Origin of the sequence: Flavobacterium sp. (assembly GCF_024710485.1) — a bacterium.
GTDB lineage: Bacteria > Bacteroidota > Bacteroidia > Flavobacteriales > Flavobacteriaceae > Flavobacterium.
On record NZ_JANJUQ010000033.1, the window covers coordinates 12,400 to 27,680 of the forward strand.

Here is a 15,281-nt window from a genome sequence, read left to right on the forward strand (position 1 = left end):
TTTCTTATTTAAAAGCTAAAATGCAAATTCCTGTTATTACGATGTTTACGATAGAAAGCGGAATTAATACCTTCCAACCTAAGTGCATCAATTGATCATATCTGAAACGCGGGATGGTCCAACGTACCCACATATAGAAGAAAATGAAGAAACAGATTTTAATGAATAAAACTGCAATTCCCAATAAGTTTGCGGTATTCACACCAACGTTATCAATCATCCATTGCATACCCGGATAGTTGTAACCTCCGAAGTACAAGATGGCTAAAATGGCAGAGGAGATGAACATGTTAGCATACTCGGCAAACAAATAGAAGCCCATTTTCATGGATGAATATTCAGTGTGGTAACCACCAATCAACTCCGATTCACATTCGGCTAAGTCGAATGGCGTTCTGTTAGTTTCAGCGAAAGCACAGATTAAGAAGATTAAGAATCCTACCGGTTGGTAGAATACATTCCAGTTCATACCGGCTTGTTGTTCCGAGATTTCTTTCAAGCTCAAGGTTCCGGTCATCATCAGCAAAGCAATCATCGATAATCCCATAGCTACTTCATAAGAAACCATTTGGGAAGCAGCACGTACGGCACTCATCAACGAGAACTTATTATTAGAAGCCCAGCCTCCAATCATGATGCCATACACACCAACAGAAATCACTCCGAAAACGTACAATAAAGCCACATCCACATCAGTGGCTTGTAACTCTACGGTTCTCCCGAAGATTTCCAGTTGATCGCCCCAAGGAATTACGGCACTGGTCATTAAGGCCGTACTCATCGCAATGGCGGGACCGACAAAGAATAAAAATTTGTTAGGTGTATTCGGTTCGAATTCTTCTTTAGCAAACAATTTCATACCGTCGGCCAAAGGTTGTAATAAACCACCCCAACCGGCGCGGTTCGGGCCTACACGGTCTTGCAAATAAGCAGCTACTTTACGTTCCGCCCAAGTAGAATACATCGCCATAATCATGGTAATGGCGAATACGGTTACAATAACCACACTCTTTTCTATGATGAAAGCACTATCCATTATTCTTAGTGTTTATGGGGTTACCATCAATTTTTTCATTGTAATCGATTTCGGCCATACTGATTTTTTTTCGGTCGATATCACGTCCCATCAAAATGCCTTTTTCGGTTTCAATAACCACTTTTTCGGTAGTATTGTATTTTTTGTTTTGGTTGATTACCGAATCTTTCTCGAATTGACGAGGACCTTCGATAACCCAATCCGCAACGTCTTTTTTGTCGAAACGACAAGTGTTACAGATGAAATCTTCTACTTCGTGGTATTCATCTTTGCGAGCCGTTACTCTCTGAATTTCGTTACCGAACATCCAAAGTGTAGTTTTTCCGCAACAACCCGGCGTAGTACATTCTCTGTGTGCATTGAACGGTTTGTTGAACCAAACTCTCGATTTGAATCGGAATGTTTTATCTGTCAAAGCACCTACCGGACATACATCAATCATATTTCCGGAGAATTCGTTGTCGATAGCCGCTGAAACACAAGTTGAAATTTGAGAGTGGTCACCGCGATTCAAAACACCGTGAACACGTTTGTCGGTTAATTGATCGGCTACTTCCACACAACGTTGACAAACGATACAACGGTTCATGTGCAATTGGATGTATGGACCGATATCTTCCGGTTCGAACGTTCTCTTTTCTTCCACAAAACGCTGTTGCAGTTTGCCGTGTTCGAAACTCAAATTTTGCAAATCACATTCGCCTGCCTGGTCACAAACCGGACAATCGAGTGGGTGATTGATCAAAAGGAATTCGGTTACGGCTTTGCGCGCTTCTTTCACGCGGTCAGACGATTTGCTGGCCACTTCCATACCATCTTGACAACCTGTTACACAAGAGGCCACCAATTTCGGCATCGGACGCGGATCGGCTTCGCTACCTTTAGTAACGTCTACCAAACAACAACGGCATTTACCGCCGGTTCCTTTTAATTTAGAATAATAGCACATGGCTGGCGGAACAGATTCTCCGCCAATCATACGAGCAGCTTGCAGGATGGTGGTTCCCGGGGCTACTTCAATTTCTTGACCGTCTATGGTTACTTTCATACCAATATAGCACTCCTACGGAGTTTTTATTAATTGTTTTCAGGTTTTAAGTTTATGCCTTGTGGGTTTAAACTTTATTTTAAACTTCTTGTTTGCCCACCAAATGCCTTACCTTTTCAAAAGGTTCGTGTACAAAGTGGTCTCTGTTTTTTACTTTTTCAGGGAAACGAATGTGGTATTCAAACTCGTCTCTAAAGTGACGAATGGCTGCTGCCACCGGCCATGAAGCCGCATCGCCCAGCGGACAAATCGTATTGCCTTCTATTTTAGATTGGATGCTCCACAACAATTCGATATCTTCTTCGCGTCCTTGACCGTTTTCAATTCTCCACAATACTTTTTCCAACCAACCCGTTCCTTCACGACATGGCGTACATTGACCGCAACTTTCATGGTGGTAAAAACGAGAGAAATTCCACGTATTGCGAACGATACAAGCTCGGTCGTCATACACGATAAATCCGCCAGAACCTAACATCGAACCGGTAGCGAAACCACCATCGGATAAACTTTCGTAAGTCATCAAACGGTCTTCGCCTGCGGCTGTTTTGTAGATTAAGTTAGCGGGTAAAATCGGTACCGAAGAACCTCCTGGCACTAAAGCTTTTAAAGGTCTATCGGTTTGCATTCCGCCACAGTATTCGTCCGAATTCATGAATTCGTATACCGATAATCCTAATTCGATTTCGTAAACGCCTTGATTTTTAATGTTTCCGGAAGCAGAAATCAATTTTGTTCCGGTAGAACGTCCGATACCTATAGCGGCGTAATCTGCACCCGAATTGTTTACTATCCAAGGCACTGCAGAAATGGTTTCCACGTTATTCACCACGGTTGGATTTTGCCACAAACCTTGTACGGCAGGGAATGGTGGTTTCAAACGAGGATTCCCTCGGTTACCTTCCAAACTTTCAATCAAAGCCGTTTCTTCACCACAGATGTAAGCACCGCCTCCGATTTGAACGTACAGGTCTAAATCGTAACCCGAACCTAATATATTTTTACCCAACCAACCGGCAGCTTTGGCCTCGGCTATGGCTCTTTCTAAAATTTTGTACACCCACATGTATTCTCCGCGGATGTAGATGTAAGACAAATTAGCCCCTAAGGCATAACTTGATACAATCATTCCTTCGATTAGTAAGTGCGGAATGTATTCCATCAGGAAACGGTCTTTGAAAGTACCCGGTTCCGATTCGTCGGCATTGCAGACCAAATGTCTTGGCTTGCCCGATTTTTTATCGATGAAACTCCATTTCATTCCGGCAGGGAAACCTGCACCACCACGACCGCGTAATCCGGAAGTTTTTACTTCTTCGACTACGTCATCGGGCGTCATTTTTTTCAAGGCTTTTTCAACTGAAGCGTAACCGCCTTCTCTGCGGTATACTTCATAGGTTTTAATCCCCGGAACATTGATTTTGTCTAATAATATTTTTCTTCCCATGATATTATTTATCGTGTAAAGTGATTTTTCCGTCTTTGCAATCCTGAATCAACTGATCCACTTTTTCTTTCGTCAAATGTTCTTGGTAGAAATCGCCCAACTGCATCATTGGCGCGTAGCCACAAGCACCTAAACATTCTACACCGCGTACTTCAAACAAGCCGTCTGCTGTAGGTTCGCCTACTTTTACGCCTAATTTAGCACAGGTGTAATCCATCAGGTCTTCTACGCCGTTTTGACAACAGGGTGAAGTTTGGCAAAACTCAAACATGTATTTCCCGATAGGTCTTTGGTTGAACATGGTATAAAAGGTAACCACTTCGTATACTTCTATAGGCAATATTTCTAAAATCTCTGCGACTTTGTTTTGCAGCTCGATGCTTAACCAGTTGTCGTGGGCATCTTGTACTTCGTGCAAAACCGGTAACAAAGCAGATTTCTTTTTATCGGCAGGATAATGACTGATGAGTTCATTGATGCGAGCCATCAACGGTTCAGTAATATTGATCTCTTGTTTGATGTGTGATCTTTCCATTTTAATGTTAGATATTAAATTTTAGATAATAGATGGTTTAAATCTGCTTTCTAAAATCTGTATTCTGCAATCTTTTTTCTTTAGGCGTCTAATTCGCCGGCAATTACATTTAAACTTGACAAAATAACGATAGCGTCTGATAGCATTCCGCCTTTGATGAGTTCAGTGTAGGCTTGGTAATAGATATAACAAGGTCTTCTGAATTTCAAGCGATAAGGTGTTCTGCTACCGTCGGAAATCAGGTAGAATCCTAATTCTCCGTTTCCGCCTTCTACAGCATGATAAACTTCGTCTACCGGAACAGGTACTTCTCCCATCACAATTTTGAAGTGATAGATTAAGCTTTCCATGTTGGTGTATACGTCTTCTTTCGGTGGTAAATAATAATCCGGAACATCGGCGTGAATTGGACCTTCCGGCAATTTCGCTAAAGCTTGTTTGATGATCCGTAAACTTTCCCATACTTCGGCATTACGCACACAAAAACGATCGTAAGTGTCTCCTGATTTTCCAACCGGAATGTCGAACTCGAAATCTTCATAAGAAGAATACGGTGCGGCTTTGCGTACGTCGTAGTCAATACCGGCGGCACGTAAATTAGGACCGGTAAATCCGTACTGCATCGCTTTTTCTGCTGAAATTGGACCTACATTTACCGTTCTGTCGATAAAGATTCGGTTTCTTTCGAATAGGTTTTCAAATTCTTTCCAAGCAACCGGAAATTCTTCAAGGAAAGTATTTAATTTTTTGAAGGCTTCGTCAGACCATTCTCTTTCGAATCCACCGATTCTTCCCATATTGGTCGTTAATCGGGCACCACAAATTTCTTCGTATATTTCGTATATTTTTTCTCTGAATTGAAACACGTACAAGAAACCGGTATAAGCTCCGGTATCTACACCTAAAATGGAATTACAGATTAAGTGGTCAGCAATACGTGCTAATTCCATTACCACAACTCTTAAGTATTGGGCACGTTTCGGTACTTCAATCTTTAAAAGTTTTTCCACAGTCATCCACCAAGCCATATTGTTGATAGGCGATGAACAATAGTTCATACGATCGGTCAATACATTGATTTGGTAAAACGGACGGTTTTCGGCAATTTTTTCAAAAGCCCTGTGGATGTAACCTACGGTTGGTTCGGCGTCGAGAATTCTTTCTCCGTCCATCAATAAGATGTTTTGGAAAATCCCGTGTGTGGCCGGATGAGTTGGACCAAGGTTTAGTATAGAGAGCTCGCTTCCGTCTTCATTGCGAGTGTTTTCGATGATTTTAGCATAACGATGCTCCGGTGATAATAATAAATCTGACATATTGTTCAATTACGAATTACGAATTACGAATTAAAGGTTGTCGCTTTTAATTGTAGTTTGTAATTCTGTTTCCATATATTATTTATTGATACGCTAGTTGTTATATTTAAAATCGTAATTCATAATTTCAAATTCGTAATTATGAATTTACCGGTGTTCTTCCGAAGAAGCGGTCGTCTTTGTCGGTTCTTCCGCTGTCTTCCATCGGGAATTCTTTTCGCATCGGATGCGACACCATTTCTTCCATGTTCAAAATGCGTTTGAGTTGTGGGTGGCCTTTGAAGTTGATTCCGAAGAAATCCCAGGCTTCTCTTTCCATCCAGTTGGCACACAAAAACAAGTCGGTTACTGTTTCTACTTCCGCCGGATCAGGCAAGAAGGTTTTGATTCGGATTCTCACATTTTCAATCCAATTGTGCATTTGGTAGACAACCGCAAATTGGTGTTCGGCATCGTTATCCGGAAAATGGATTCCCGCTAAATCGGTTAGGAAGTGAAAATTCAAATCTTCTTGTTCTTTCAAAAAGCGAATCACTTCGTGAATGGTGTTTGGCGTGGCTTCGAAAGTGAAAATATCGCGTTTCATTTCAAAATTCAGCACATTGTTGCCGAAAGCTTGCGCCAATTTATCTTGTATGTAAGCCGTTTCTAAAGCCATATTATAGGTTATAAGAAGCTAATAATTCTTTGTATTCCGGAGAGTTTCTGCGACGAACGGATTCGTTTTTCACCAATTCCTGTAATTGCATTACACCTTGAACAATTTGTTCCGGTCTTGGCGGACAACCCGGCACGTAAACGTCTACCGGAATTACTTTGTCAATCCCTTGCAATACAGAATAAGTGTCAAAAACACCACCTGAGGAAGCACAAGCACCCACGGCGATTACCCATCTTGGTTCCGACATTTGCTCATAAACTTGGCGTAATATAGGGGCCATTTTTTTAGAAATGGTTCCCATTACCATCAGCATATCGGCTTGGCGCGGTGAGAAACTAACTCTTTCCGAACCAAAGCGCGCTAAGTCGTAGTGCGAGGCCATAGTAGCCATAAACTCAATTCCGCAACAAGAGGTGGCAAACGGTAAAGGCCAAAGTGAATTGGCTCTGGCTAAACCTACAACATCATTCAGCTTAGTAGCGAAGAATCCTTCACCAACTACTCCTTCGGGTGGAGCAACCATATTTGTTTTATTTTCCATTTCAGATATTAGATATTAAATATCAAATATTATTTTTAACAGATATTATTCAAGAATTTCAAACATTTCAAGTATTTGAAATCTAAAATTTAATATTAATTATTCCCACTCTAACGCTTTCTTCTTGATGATGTAGAAGAAACCTACTAGTAAAAGCGACATGAAGATGATCATTTTTATCATGCCTTCCATACCTAATTCTTGGAAATTAATAGCCCAAGGGTATAAGAAAATAACCTCTATGTCAAAAAGGACAAAGAGTATGGCAACCAAGAAATATTTTACTGAAAAAGGAATTCTGGCGTTTCCAACAGACTCAATCCCACATTCGAAGTTTTTGTCTTTATTTTTGGAATGTCTTTTCGGACCTAAAAAGCTGGAACCGATTATGGTTAACACCACGAATCCAATGGCTAAACCTGCTTGCATCAGGATTGGTAAATAATCTAATTGATTAGACTGCATAAGGCTAAAATTTAGGTGTATTTAAAATAGCCACAAATATACGTTGCATTATTGAATTCGCAAAAATCAAAGGCTAAACGTTTGTTATTAATTTCTTTAAAAAGGTTTATTTAAACTGATTATAAATAAGAGGTTATTCATAAAAAAAACGCTCCGAATTTCGGAGCGTTTTTAAACCTAGGTAATCAAAAAATAATATATATTAGTCTTCGATAGTCACTACTTGAGCGGCTACTTTACCTTTTCTTCCTTCTTCTTCTTCGTAAGATACTTTGTCTCCTTCGCTCAAACCTTCTGATTTGATTCCGGTAGCATGAACGAAAATGTCTTTTCCTGATTCGTCATCAGTAATAAAACCGTAACCTTTTGATTCGTTAAAGAATTTTACTTTACCTGTGCGCATTTTGTAATAAAAAAAAATTAATAATGCTCAAAGATATACTTATTTGCAACATAGCCAACAAATTGTCTTAAAAAAAATAAAAAAAACAACAATAAATTAAAATTTTAATTGAATGATTTTCAATGAAATATTTGAAATATTCTAAAAATGCAAACAAAAAACGCCATCATTTGTAAATTTTTAAATGATGGCGTTCTGTTAAAATGAGAATATGATATTTATTACGATAGGTTCAATTTAATGTGTAATTCTTGCAACTGCGCTTCGTCAATGGTTGATGGTGCATCAATCATCACATCACGTCCGGAATTGTTTTTAGGGAAGGCAATAAAGTCGCGTATTGTTTCTTGTCCGCCCAAAATAGCCACCAAACGATCTAATCCAAAAGCCAAACCACCATGAGGCGGCGCGCCAAACTGGAAAGCATTCATCAGGAATCCGAATTGTGCTTCGGCTTGCTCCTTCGTAAAGCCTAACAAACTGAACATACGGCTTTGTAATTCTTTGTCGTGTATACGAATTGAACCACCACCGATTTCGTTGCCGTTCAACACCATATCGTAGGCATTGGCGCGTACTTTACCCGGTTCGGTTTCAATAAGACTCATGTCTTCGGGCTTAGGTGAAGTAAACGGATGGTGCATAGCGTGGTAACGACCGCTTTCTTCGTCCCATTCCAACAAAGGAAAATCCACTACCCAAAGCGGGGCAAATTCGTCCGGTTTGCGCAAGCCTAAACGGGTGGCGACTTCCATGCGCAAGGCAGAAAGTTGCGTTCTGGTTTTATGAGCGTTGCCCGAAAGTACTAAAATCAAATCACCGGCTTTGGCGTTGGTTGCTTCGGCCCATTTTTTCAAATCGTCTTGGTCGTAAAATTTATCTACCGAAGATTTGAACGTTCCGTCTTCTTCACATTTTACATATACCATTCCGGAAGCGCCTACTTGCGGACGTTTTACCCAATCAATCAAGGCGTCAATTTCTTTACGCGTGTAGGAAGCACAGCCAGGTGCGGCAATGCCGACTACCAATTCGGCCGAATTAAACACGCCGAAATCTTTGTGTTGGGCCACAGCGTTTAACTCTCCGAATTTCATTTCAAAACGAATATCCGGTTTGTCATTACCGTAGGTTTTCATGGCGTAATCGTACGTCATTCTTGGGAATTGGGCTACGTCAACACCTTTCAACTCTTTTAATAAATGACGGGTTAAGCCTTCAAAAACATTTAAAATATCTTCTTGCTCAACAAAAGCCATTTCACAATCGATTTGGGTGAATTCCGGCTGTCTGTCGGCTCTCAAATCTTCGTCGCGGAAACATTTTACAATTTGGAAATATTTGTCCATGCCGCCCACCATCAACAATTGTTTGAAAGTTTGAGGCGATTGCGGTAAGGCATAAAATTGACCTTCATTCATTCGGCTCGGCACCACAAAATCACGCGCGCCTTCCGGAGTCGACTTAATCAAGTATGGTGTTTCTACCTCGCAAAAATCTAAATCGGATAAATACTTACGCACTTCCATCGCAACTTTATGACGGAATAATAAGGAGTTTTTTACCGGATTTCTTCGGATGTCCAAATAGCGGTACTTCATGCGGATGTCTTCGCCACCGTCGGTTTCGTCTTCAATAGTAAAGGGAGGAAGTAAAGCTTCATTTAAGATGTTTAATTCCGATACTAATATTTCAATGTCACCGGTTGCCATGTTCGGGTTTTTGGACTCGCGTTCAATAACAATTCCTTTAACCTGAATGACAAATTCTCTACCCAATGATTTGGCTTTTTCGAAAACAGCTTTGTCCGTTCTTTGCTCATCAAAAATGAGTTGGGTAATACCGTAACGATCGCGCAAATCCACCCAAATCATGAATCCTTTGTCACGAGATTTTTGCACCCAACCGGCCAGGGTAACTTCTTTATTGATATCAACGCTGTTGAGCGCACCGCAGTTATGACTTCTATACATCTAAATGGCTGTTTTTTTGTTCCTAAAATTTGACCTTTGGGTCACGGTTGCAAAAGTAAAAAACTAAAATCAATTACAGAGTCTAAAATGGACTCGAAATTTTCGGCAGTAAATTCAGCAGTAGATTTTAAAAAAGCTATATTTGATTCTTCTAAATAAAAATTTGTTACTATGAAAAATTGGATTTCAGCAGCTTTGTTGTTTTTTGTTTCGATGACCGTTTTCGCTCAGGAAACTATGACGATTCAAGTTGATATTACCAACCGTAAAGGTGATGTGGTTTATTTGCGTGAAGGCAGAAAAAACATCCAGGAAATTAAAGCCGATGACAAGGGTGTGTTCAAATCGACTTTTGCCATCAAAGAAGGTATGTACACTTTTTTTGACGGAAACGAATACGCACAGTTGTTTTTAAAACCGGGATACGACTTAAAAATGACTTTAGATGCTACGAAATTTGATGAAACTTTGCAGTTTTCGGGTACCGGTGCTAAAGAAAATAATTTCTTGGCCGCACAAACTTTGATTGATCAAAAAATTGATTTTGAAGCCATCTTAGCTTTAGATGAAGCCAATTTTGATAAAACCATTGAACAGAAAAGAGCTGCCGATGCTGAGCGTTTAGACAAAGCCGCATTGGATACTAATTTCGGGAATTTGTTTAAAAACACCTTGAATGCCAATTTGATGGGGTTAAAGCAATACCACACTCAAATTATGGCTAATAAAAAGCTTAATAATACTGTAGCGCCTAATTTTGTTTATGAGAATCACAAAGGCGGCACTACGTCTTTGGAAAGCTTAAAAGGAAAATATGTTTATGTAGACGTTTGGGCGACTTGGTGCGGACCGTGTAGAGCAGAGATTCCGTTTTTGAAAGAGTTGGAAAAAAGTTACCATGGGAAAAACATCGAGTTTGTGAGCATTTCTGTAGATGTGGATAAAGACCATGAAAAATGGAAAACCTTTGTAACCGAAAAGGCATTGGGTGGTACCCAATTGTTTGCTGATAAAAACTGGAATTCCGATTTTATCAAAGCTTTCGGAATTGATTCTATTCCGAGATTCATATTAATTGATCCCAAAGGTGTAGTGATTGATGCTGATGCGGCAAGACCTTCCAATCCTAAATTAAAAACCCAATTAGATAACTTAGTGAAGTAACTACTTCATTTAGTGATTGATATAAAGCCTTGTTTTTACAAGGCTTTTTTTGTTTCCAATGTTAAATTTTCCCTAATGTTACCAAATTGTTAAGCGAAAGTTTGGTTAATGTAAAATACATGTCTATATTTGTTTAGATAAATGTAAACAATTAAAACCTACGATTATGAAAAAGATATTGATTTTAGGAGTGTTTTTACTATCGGGAGTTGCTTTTGCCCAAACAACTAAGCCGGTTTTAGAGCAAGAAGGAAATTTGGTTAAGGCTACTTATTATTACGATAATGGTAAAATTCAACAACAAGGATATTTTAAAGACGGTAAATTAACCGGTCAATGGATTGCCTTTGATGAGCAAGGCAACAAAAAATCTATCGGAACCTATGTTAACGGTGATAAAACCGGAAAATGGTTCTTTTGGAACAATGACTCTTTGAGCGAAGTAGATTATTCAGACAGCAGAGTAGCTTCAGTTAAGTCGTGGACGCAACAAGCTATCGTAAATAAATAATTTATCAATCCGTTACACTAAAAAGGACTTCCATGGAAGTCCTTTTTTATTGTCCTTTGTACAACTTATCGTGTCGAATTAATTCTTTGAAAGAGTTGATGGATTGGTCCATAGCAGCCAAATACGATTCGCCGTTTTTCTTTTCGGTCCACAACATAACTTGATAGTAATGTTTTTTTCCTTGGATTAAAGCATAGCGATAGAAGATGTCGTATCCTTGGACATTGCCCGTCATTGAAAATACTTTGGCTTTACGACCGTTAATTTCGGTGTTTTTTTGATTGAAAATTTTAAGGTTTTTGACGCCTTCTTTGAGGTTGAGTTGAATGGCTTTGAAATAGCCTTCCAAATCCGGAGTCATATCTACATCATTGGTGATTACGGCTGTGTCGAAAGTTTCCTTGGGTTCTTCCATCACAATCACATAAAATTCCTTGAAGACATTTTGGTATTGCAAGGTAGCTTCTTCATTTAGGTTGTCAACCTTTTCAAAACTATCCGGAATATCCAGTGAGTATTTGTTGGAAATCGTAATTGTTTTAAATTCTTCTTTCACATTGCAAGAGAAAGTTACGAACGCAATCAGCAGCAGTATTTTTTTCATCGGATTAATTTTACGCAATATAAAAAAAGGAACTCAAAATCGAGTTCCTTTTTTAGGTTTTAAAAATCTGAAATTAAGCTTCTAGAGCTTTACGAGCCAGTCTTCGGTCACGCAACCAGTATTTGGTGCGTTTTACCAAGAAGAACATTACCGGTACCATAACCAAGGTTAAGATAGTGGCGTAAGTCAATCCGAAGATGATGGTCCAAGCCAATGGTCCCCAGAAAATTACGTTATCGCCACCCATATACAAGTGTGGGTTCAAATCAGTTACCAAGCCAAAGAAGTCAAAGTTTAATCCGATAGCCAACGGAATCAAACCTAATACTGCCGTTAAAGCGGTTAACAATACCGGACGCAAACGAGATTTACCACTTTCGATAATCACTTCTTTAATTTCTTCTAAGTTCAAATCGTCATGCGATTCTACCTCTTTTTCACGTACTTTTTGGTCTAAAAGCAAGACGAAGAAGTCCATTAATACGATACCGTTCTTCACTACAATTCCCGCTAGTGAGATGATTCCCATCATGGTCATCAGGATCACGAAATCCATATTGGCAATTACGTAGCCGTAGAATACACCACTAAAACTCAGCAATACCGTAAATAAAATCACTATGGTTTTAGAAACCGAGTTAAACTGTAATACAATGATGATGGTAATTCCGGCCATGGCCAAGAATAAGGCATACATCAAGAAGCTTTGGTTTTTGCCTTGCTCTTCCTGAACACCCGAGAACGAGTAGGTGATGCCTTTCGGCAAATTGTACCCTTTCAGTTCGGTAGCGATTTGCTTGGTGATTTCGTCTCCGTTATACCCGGTCAATACGTTAGAATACACCGTCATGATGCGTTTGTATCCTTTGCGTTTGATTTGGTTATAGGTATACGTTTTCTCAGTTTTAGAAACTGCGGAAATCGGCACCTGCATCATCTGACCGTTGTTCTGATTTCTGAACGTCAGCGATTGGTTGAACAAGATGTTTTCGTTTTTGCGTTGGTCTTCCTGCATGCGAACTACGATGTTGTAGTCGTCATCGCCTTCTTTGTAAGTTGATATTTCTTGACCGTAAACCGAACGACGCAAATTGAATCCTAATTGTCCGGTAGAAACTCCGGTACTTCCGGCGTTAACACGGTCGACAATCACTTCTAATTCCGGACTTTGTTTGTTAACATCCACGCTCAATTTTTCGATACCCGGAATATTTTTGCTGTTGATGAAAGCCATCATTTTATCAGCTTCAATTAACATTTGGTCATAATCGGTACCCGTTAATTGGATACTGATCGGATAACCCGCCGGCGGACCGTTAGCATCTTTTTCTACCGTTACTATGGCGCCTGCAATGCCTTTTACTTTGCTTCGAATTTCTTCCAATACTTCGGCAGTACTTACACCGCGACGGAATTTAAACTCCGAGAAGTTTACTGTCACTTTTCCTTTGAATGGTGTTTCTGAGGCGGAACCGGCATCTACATTCGGATTTCCTGCGCCAACACCTACTTGCGAAACAATACTTTCGGCTAAGAAGTTTTCGTTTGGATTTTTTTCGTCAACGTATTTATCCAAAATGCCAATTACTTGTTTTTCTACAAATAAAGTGGCTTTGTTGGTTTTTTCAATATCGGTTCCTTGCGGATATTCGATGTAAACAATGGCTTGATTCGGAATATTATCCGGGAAGAACAATACTTTTCTTGGGAAAATACCCAACAAGATAAATGATAAGAATAACATCGCAATGATACCACCAAGTGCGTACCAAGCGTTTCTTCCGGTTAAGATTTTAGCCAAGAAGTTTTTGTATTTTTCCTCCATTCTTGGGAAGAAATTGTGCTGGAAATCTTGTGTCCATTGGTACAATTTCCATTTATATAACCACATCAACCCTAAGGCAATAATGGCCAAATGCCCAATTCCTCGTCCTAATTTGGAATCGTATACATTACCAATGATGACAAAAATTAGACCGATTGCGGCAAAGATGATGGTATACATTTTGGCCGAACGATTACTTACATTTCGGTCCTCAATATCCATCGAACCACCGGTCATGGCAGCGTTTACAATCATTGCTACAAACAATGAAGCTCCTAAAGTTACCGAAAGCGTTAGTGGGAAGTAAATCATAAATTTACCCATTGTACCCGGCCACAAAGCAAAAGGTAAAAACGCCATTAAGGTTGTTGCTGTTGAAGAGATTACCGGCCAAGCGATTTCCCCGATACCAATTTTAGAGGCTTGCACACGAGGCATTCCTTTTTTCATGTTGGCGAATACGTTGTCTACAACCACAATACCGTCGTCTACCAACATTCCCAATCCCATAACTAAGCCAAACAACACCATAGTGTTCAAGGTCATTCCAAAGGCGGATAATATGGTGAAGGCCATCAACATGGATAACGGAATCGCAGCACCCACAAATAACGAGTTGCGCAATCCCATGGTAAACATCAAGACAATCATTACCAATATAATTCCGAAGATAATATGATTGGAAAGCTCATCAACCTGGTGTTCTACGCGAGAGGATTGGTCGTTGGTCAAGTCGATTTTCAAATCTTTCGGCAAGTAGTTTTCTTGTGCCAATTTGATTCTTTCTTTCACTTGCTCAATGGCCGAAATCATGTTTTGTCCGGAACGTTTTTTGACGTTCAACATCACCACTTCTTTGCCTTTTTCACGAGCGTAAGTGGTTTTTTCTTTTTCTTTAAAGCTTACTTTGGCGATGTCTTTTAGGTACACCGAACCACCGTACGATTTCACGATTACATTTTCCAGTTCTTTAGGATCTTTAATCTCTCCCACGATTCGGATATTATTACGCGACCCTTGAGAAATTAAATTACCGCCCGAAAGCGTCATGTTTTCGTATTTCACTGCATTTTGGATGTCGTCGAAAGAGACTTGCGCAGCCGTCATTTTGAAGATGTCCACCGCAATTTCTACTTCTTTATCATCAACCCCCAAGATGTCCACTTTTTTTACTTCGGCAATTTCTTCAATATCATCTTGAAGCAATTCTCCGTATTTTTTAAGTTGTTGCGTGGTATAATTTCCTTTTAAGTTGATGTTCAAAATCGGTACTTCTTCCGAAATGTTCAATTCGAAAACACTAGGTTCTACTTTACTGCCGTTGTCTAAGTTAGGCCAATCGGTATCGGCTTTTACAATATCAACTTTGTCTTTGATTTTGGTTTTGGCTTCTTCAATTCCTACTTTATCACCAAATTCCACTATAATCATTCCATAATCTTGGAAGGAACTGGCTGTAATTTTATCAATTCCACTGATGTTTTTGAATTCTTTTTCTAGTGGCTTGATAATGAGTTTTTCTACATCTTCTGCAGAATTTCCGGGAAATACAGTGGAAACGTATATTTTATTTTCGATGATTTCCGGGAAATCTTCTCGAGGCATGGTGATGTAGGCAATCAAACCGGTAACTACAATCAGCAAGGTGAAAATGTACACCGTTACTCTGTTGTCTATCGCCCAACTCGATATTCCGAATTCTTTATTTTGATGTGACATATAGTTTAGTTATTAGTTATGCGTTATAAGTTA

General features: G+C 39.6%; 14 protein-coding genes. 2 read left to right on the forward strand and 12 right to left on the reverse strand.

Annotated elements, in window-relative coordinates:
* Positions 1-4: 4 nt before the first annotated feature.
* The 10 genes from nuoH to aspS all read right to left on the reverse strand — a co-directional run bounded on the left by nuoH (position 5) and on the right by aspS (position 9,425).
* Positions 5-1,036, reverse strand: coding sequence for an NADH-quinone oxidoreductase subunit NuoH (nuoH, locus tag Q0M21_RS08860; RefSeq protein ID WP_295337215.1), 1,032 nt, complete (start codon positions 1,034-1,036; stop codon positions 5-7).
* Positions 1,029-2,084, reverse strand: a complete 1,056-nt coding sequence (locus Q0M21_RS08865) for a 2Fe-2S iron-sulfur cluster-binding protein (RefSeq protein ID WP_295337218.1) — start codon at positions 2,082-2,084, stop codon at positions 1,029-1,031. The genes nuoH and Q0M21_RS08865 overlap by 8 nt, the downstream gene beginning before the upstream one ends.
* Positions 2,085-2,163: 79 nt before the next feature.
* Positions 2,164-3,531: an NADH-quinone oxidoreductase subunit NuoF gene (gene nuoF / locus Q0M21_RS08870; protein ID WP_295337221.1), complete on the reverse strand. Its 1,368-nt coding sequence runs from the start codon at positions 3,529-3,531 to the stop codon at positions 2,164-2,166.
* 4 nt (positions 3,532-3,535) lie between these two features.
* Positions 3,536-4,066 (reverse strand): NAD(P)H-dependent oxidoreductase subunit E, encoded by a 531-nt coding sequence (locus Q0M21_RS08875; protein ID WP_295337224.1) that lies wholly within the window; start codon positions 4,064-4,066, stop codon positions 3,536-3,538.
* 80 nt (positions 4,067-4,146) lie between these two features.
* Positions 4,147-5,382: an NADH dehydrogenase (quinone) subunit D gene (gene nuoD, locus Q0M21_RS08880; RefSeq protein WP_295337227.1), complete on the reverse strand. Its 1,236-nt coding sequence runs from the start codon at positions 5,380-5,382 to the stop codon at positions 4,147-4,149.
* Between the two features lie 139 nt (positions 5,383-5,521).
* Positions 5,522-6,040, reverse strand: a complete 519-nt coding sequence (locus tag Q0M21_RS08885) for an NADH-quinone oxidoreductase subunit C (protein ID WP_295337229.1) — start codon at positions 6,038-6,040, stop codon at positions 5,522-5,524.
* Position 6,041: 1 nt separating this feature from the next.
* Entirely contained in the window at positions 6,042-6,584 is a 543-nt protein-coding gene (locus Q0M21_RS08890) for an NADH-quinone oxidoreductase subunit B (protein WP_295337231.1), read from the reverse strand.
* Positions 6,585-6,683: 99 nt separating this feature from the next.
* Positions 6,684-7,049 (reverse strand): NADH-quinone oxidoreductase subunit A, encoded by a 366-nt coding sequence (locus Q0M21_RS08895; RefSeq protein ID WP_295337234.1) that lies wholly within the window; start codon positions 7,047-7,049, stop codon positions 6,684-6,686.
* A 202-nt stretch (positions 7,050-7,251) separates the two neighbouring features.
* The gene (locus Q0M21_RS08900) at positions 7,252-7,452 is read right to left on the reverse strand and encodes a cold-shock protein (protein WP_295337237.1); all 201 of its coding nucleotides are present in this window, start codon (positions 7,450-7,452) and stop codon (positions 7,252-7,254) included.
* Positions 7,453-7,673: 221 nt separating this feature from the next.
* Positions 7,674-9,425, reverse strand: coding sequence for an aspartate--tRNA ligase (aspS, locus tag Q0M21_RS08905; protein WP_295337240.1), 1,752 nt, complete (start codon positions 9,423-9,425; stop codon positions 7,674-7,676).
* Between the two features lie 171 nt (positions 9,426-9,596).
* Here aspS and Q0M21_RS08910 point away from each other — a divergent pair, with 171 nt between their 5' ends.
* Entirely contained in the window at positions 9,597-10,589 is a 993-nt protein-coding gene (locus Q0M21_RS08910; RefSeq protein ID WP_295337242.1) for a TlpA disulfide reductase family protein, read from the forward strand.
* Between the two features lie 166 nt (positions 10,590-10,755).
* Positions 10,756-11,100: a membrane-binding protein gene (locus Q0M21_RS08915; RefSeq protein ID WP_295337245.1), complete on the forward strand. Its 345-nt coding sequence runs from the start codon at positions 10,756-10,758 to the stop codon at positions 11,098-11,100.
* Positions 11,101-11,146: 46 nt separating this feature from the next.
* On the opposite strand, the gene Q0M21_RS08920 is transcribed toward Q0M21_RS08915, so the two are convergent.
* Together Q0M21_RS08920 and Q0M21_RS08925 are read right to left on the reverse strand one after the other, a co-directional pair.
* A complete protein-coding gene (locus Q0M21_RS08920; RefSeq protein WP_295337248.1) occupies positions 11,147-11,704 on the reverse strand; it encodes a hypothetical protein in 558 nt (185 codons plus the stop codon).
* A gap of 73 nt (positions 11,705-11,777) precedes the next feature.
* Positions 11,778-15,248 (reverse strand): efflux RND transporter permease subunit, encoded by a 3,471-nt coding sequence (locus Q0M21_RS08925; RefSeq protein WP_295337251.1) that lies wholly within the window; start codon positions 15,246-15,248, stop codon positions 11,778-11,780.
* Between the last annotated feature and the right edge of the window lie 33 nt (positions 15,249-15,281).

Bases quoted from the DNA above. Each gene is read 5' to 3' on its own strand.
- nuoH (WP_295337215.1), bottom strand. From the start codon at position 1,036: ATGGATAGTGCTTTCATCATAGAAAAGAGTGTGGTTATTGTAACCGTA.
- Q0M21_RS08865 (WP_295337218.1), bottom strand. From the start codon at position 2,084: ATGAAAGTAACCATAGACGGTCAAGAAATTGAAGTAGCCCCGGGAACC.
- nuoF (WP_295337221.1), bottom strand. From the start codon at position 3,531: ATGGGAAGAAAAATATTATTAGACAAAATCAATGTTCCGGGGATTAAA.
- Q0M21_RS08875 (WP_295337224.1), bottom strand. From the start codon at position 4,066: ATGGAAAGATCACACATCAAACAAGAGATCAATATTACTGAACCGTTG.
- nuoD (WP_295337227.1), bottom strand. From the start codon at position 5,382: ATGTCAGATTTATTATTATCACCGGAGCATCGTTATGCTAAAATCATC.
- Q0M21_RS08885 (WP_295337229.1), bottom strand. From the start codon at position 6,040: ATGGCTTTAGAAACGGCTTACATACAAGATAAATTGGCGCAAGCTTTC.
- Q0M21_RS08890 (WP_295337231.1), bottom strand. From the start codon at position 6,584: ATGGAAAATAAAACAAATATGGTTGCTCCACCCGAAGGAGTAGTTGGT.
- Q0M21_RS08895 (WP_295337234.1), bottom strand. From the start codon at position 7,049: ATGCAGTCTAATCAATTAGATTATTTACCAATCCTGATGCAAGCAGGT.
- Q0M21_RS08900 (WP_295337237.1), bottom strand. From the start codon at position 7,452: ATGCGCACAGGTAAAGTAAAATTCTTTAACGAATCAAAAGGTTACGGT.
- aspS (WP_295337240.1), bottom strand. From the start codon at position 9,425: ATGTATAGAAGTCATAACTGCGGTGCGCTCAACAGCGTTGATATCAAT.
- Q0M21_RS08910 (WP_295337242.1), top strand. From the start codon at position 9,597: ATGAAAAATTGGATTTCAGCAGCTTTGTTGTTTTTTGTTTCGATGACC.
- Q0M21_RS08915 (WP_295337245.1), top strand. From the start codon at position 10,756: ATGAAAAAGATATTGATTTTAGGAGTGTTTTTACTATCGGGAGTTGCT.
- Q0M21_RS08920 (WP_295337248.1), bottom strand. From the start codon at position 11,704: ATGAAAAAAATACTGCTGCTGATTGCGTTCGTAACTTTCTCTTGCAAT.
- Q0M21_RS08925 (WP_295337251.1), bottom strand. From the start codon at position 15,248: ATGTCACATCAAAATAAAGAATTCGGAATATCGAGTTGGGCGATAGAC.